The organism is Deinococcota bacterium (genome assembly GCA_030858465.1).
Lineage (GTDB): Bacteria > Deinococcota > Deinococci > Deinococcales > Trueperaceae > JALZLY01.
In genome coordinates this window covers 1-3,323 of the sequence record JALZLY010000074.1, presented here as the reverse complement: position 1 = coordinate 3,323, position 3,323 = coordinate 1, and the positions used below count along the sequence as shown (strand labels likewise).

The 3,323-nt window shown below is 71.8% G+C and carries 4 protein-coding genes; all 4 read left to right on the top strand.

The features are described 5' to 3' along the window. Positions 1-541: insulinase family protein (locus tag M3498_03515; protein MDQ3458364.1), on the top strand; the 541-nt coding region annotated here is incomplete at its 5' end. Next, entirely contained in the window at positions 538-1,803 is a 1,266-nt protein-coding gene (locus tag M3498_03510) for an insulinase family protein (GenBank protein MDQ3458363.1), read from the top strand. The genes M3498_03515 and M3498_03510, both read left to right, overlap by 4 nt. A 66-nt stretch (positions 1,804-1,869) precedes the next feature. Next, positions 1,870-2,556 (top strand): hypothetical protein, encoded by a 687-nt coding sequence (locus tag M3498_03505; GenBank protein ID MDQ3458362.1) that lies wholly within the window; start codon positions 1,870-1,872, stop codon positions 2,554-2,556. 7 nt (positions 2,557-2,563) lie between these two features. Continuing rightward, the coding region (locus tag M3498_03500; protein ID MDQ3458361.1) for a hypothetical protein at positions 2,564-3,323 on the top strand (760 nt) is incomplete at its 3' end.

Here is a 3,323-nt window from a genome sequence, read left to right as displayed (position 1 = left end):
GGCGCCCGGCGCGCCGGGCTGGTACGAGAACGCCCTCACGGTCTCGGTCCTGAGCGGCGGGATGGCGTCGCGGCTCTTTACCGAGGTGCGCGAAAAGCGCGGCCTCGTCTACGCGGTGGCGGCGGTGAGCCGCGCGGTGCGCGGTTTCGGCTACACCCTGGCCTACGCCGGCACCACCCCCGAGCGCGCCGACGAGACCTTGTCGGTCATGCTGGCGGAACTCGCGCGCGTCCGCGAGGGCGTGACGGGGGCCGAGCTCGAGCGTGCCCGCACCGGCATCCTCTCCAGCCTGGTCATGCAGTCCGAGTCGAGCGGGGCGCGCTCGAGCTCGCTCGCCCGCGACAGCTACCTGCTGGGCGCGCCGCGCAGCCTCGCCGAGGTCAGAGCGAGTATCGAGGCCGTTGGTTTGGATGACCTGAACCGCTACCTCGCCGCGCGGCCCCTGCCCGAGTTCACCCTCATGACCCTGGGGCCCGAGCGCCTGCCGCCCCCTCGGGAAGTGGCAACCCCAACCCCGACGCAGACCCGGGTGAAGGCGTGAGCAGCGAGGGTTTAACAGGTGGTTTAACAGAACGCGCGGGGCTCGAGTTCCACCGAACCACCCTGGACAACGGCCTCACCGTCATCGGCGAGCGCAACCCCCGCGCCCAGTCCTTCGCCGCCGGCTATTTCGTGCGCACCGGGGCGCGCGACGAGACGCAAGAGCTCTCCGGGGTTTCGCACTTTTTGGAGCACATGATGTTTCGCGGCAGCGCGCGCCGCGGCGGCGACGAGGTCCTGCGCGAGTTCGACGAGTTGGGCGCCAAGTACAACGCCTATACCAGCGACGAGACCACCGTCTACTACGGCTCGGTCCTGCCCGAGCGCGCTGGCGCGCTCCTGGACCTCCTCAGCGACATGATGCGCCCGCTGCTCCGCGAAACGGACTTCGAGACCGAGAAGAAGGTCATCCTAGAAGAGATCGCCATGTACGAGGACCGCCCGGCCTTCAAGGTCTTCGAGGAGGGAGGCCGCCTCTACTATAGGGGCCACCCGCTCGGCAACCCGGTGCTCGGCTCTAGCGCGTCGATTCGTACGCTCTCGCGCGGCGCCATGCTGGACTACTTCAGGGCCCGCTACGCGCCCAACAACCTGGTCCTGGCCCTGAGCGGGCGCTACGACTGGGAGGCGGTCCTAGCGCAGGTGTCGGCTCTGACGGCCGAGTGGCAGCCGCAGGACGCGCCCCGCCGCTACCCCGAGCTGAGGCCGGCCCGTGGCCGGCAGGACCTTGAGAGCGCCAAGCTGAAGCGCGTTCACGCGGTCGCCTACGCGCCGGGCGTCTCGGCGGCCGACCCCTTGCGCTTCGCCGCGGGTATCTTGGCGAGCTGTCTGGGCGCCTCCTCGGGCAGCCGCCTCTACTGGGCGCTGGTCGACGGCGGCCTCGCCGACAGCGCCTCGCTCTCGCACGACGGCGCCGACGGCTCGGGCAGCTTCGTGGGCTACCTGTCCTGCGCGCCCGGCCTGGCGCCGCAGGTCCTGGACATCTTCGAGAGGACCCTCCAAGACGCCCAGGCGGGCGGCCTGGAGGCTGGCGAGTGGGAGCGGGCGCAGCGCAAGCTGGCCACCGGCCTGACGCTCGGCGGCGAGACGCCCTTTGGCCGGCTCATGTCGCTCGGCTCGAGCTACCTCTACACCGGGGACTATAGAAGCGTCCCGGCCCTCGTCGAGCGGATCATGAACACTGGCCTGGACGAGGCCGACAGGCTCTTGGCGCGCCGCCCTTTCGACGCGCTCTTCACCGCCGTCCTGGGGCCCGGCGCCTAGCGCGCGGGCCTTGGAGCGCGTCACGATCATGGCCGCTTCTCATGGGGCCGCGCCATAGACTGCGCTATGCTCAGCGCGTCGTCCCTTTTTACCTTCGTGGTCTCGTCCCTGCTTCTCTTCCCGGTTCTCACCGCCGCGGCTCCGGCCGCGGACTTCGCCGCCCTCACGGTGATCCCCTACGGCCGCCAGAGCTACGACATCGCCACCGGCCTGACCGTCTTGGCCGACGGCGGCGAGGTGCAAGACCGCGAGCGCGGCATCAGCCTGGCGGGCGCGGTGGTCCGGCTGCGGGAGGGCGTCTTTATCGAGCTCGAGCAGGCCCGGGCCCGAGGCGACTCTGGTGGCGACTTCGGCGGCGGCTTGAGCGAGGTCAAGGCTGAGCGCATCCGCCTCGAGCCGGCTAGCCAGACGCTCTTCGCCGAGGGTAAGGTCGAGCTGGTGAGAGGCGGCCTCAGCGCCAGCGCCGAGAGGCTGCGGGTCTTTTTCGAGGACGGCGTCCTGGTGGCTGAAGAGGTGCGGAGCGAGGCACCCGCCCTCTCCGGTCGCGCGCTGGTGGTCGACCTCCACTCTGGGGCGGCGCTCCTGGTCGGCCCCTACCGCCTCGAGGACGGCCCCCTCAGCTTGGTGAGTATGCGCGCGGACGACCTGCTCGAGCTCGACCTCGCGGGCGCCGGCGACGCCTTGGGCGTGACCGTCTCGACCGAGCCCGATCCCCAGAGGGTGGCGCGTCTTGGGGCCTACCTGCGCCAATGAGGCAGGCGTGACGAGGCGGCTTGGTCGGCTGCTCGGCCTGGTCGGCCTGCTCGGCCTTGCCGGCTCCGGGCTCGCCGGGTACGGCTTGGCTGGTGATGGGCTGGCTGGTGATGGGCTGGCTGGTGACGGGCTGGCCCCTGACTGCGCCGGCTTTTCCGAGCGCTCGCTCAGCGTGAGCGGTTTTGGCCGCGCCTACTTCGCCGAGCTGCGCCTGGAGGGGGAGGTGGCCGAGCTCTACGGCGGCATCTGCCTCGAGAGCGAGGCCAGAAGCCCTTCGGGCGAGCCGCGCTGGACCCTGCGCGGCGAGAGGGTGCGGGTGGACACCCGCCCCTCGCCCGCTCTCTTCTCGCTCGCTCAGGCGGCGCTCGCCTTTGAGGGCTGGACGGTAGCGGCCGCGGCGCTCAGCGCCGACGGGCGCACCCTGGCGCTCCAGGACGTGCGCTTTCGCGGCCACCGCAGCCAGGGCCGGGCGGAGGCGGCGCGCTACGACTTGGACAGCGGTGAACTGGCTCTCACCGGGCCCGCCCTCGACACGCCCGACTACCGCCTGACGGCGGCGCGGGCTAAGCTGGACGGCGAGCTCCTCAAGCTCGAGGCGGCCGTCGCCACCACCTGCCGCGAGGGCGACCCGGTCTTCGACCCGGTCTCCGGCGACCCGCCCCTGCGCCTCACGGCGCCCCGGGCGGAAATCGACCTGGTGCGGGGGCGCATGCGCCTGCACGGCGCCGCCCTGGAGGTCGGCACGCTCGCCCTGCCGCTCGGCGGCG

Excerpts from the sequence above, each read along its gene's own strand:
- M3498_03505 (MDQ3458362.1), top strand. The coding sequence starts at position 1,870 with ATGCTCAGCGCGTCGTCCCTTTTTACCTTCGTGGTCTCGTCCCTGCTT.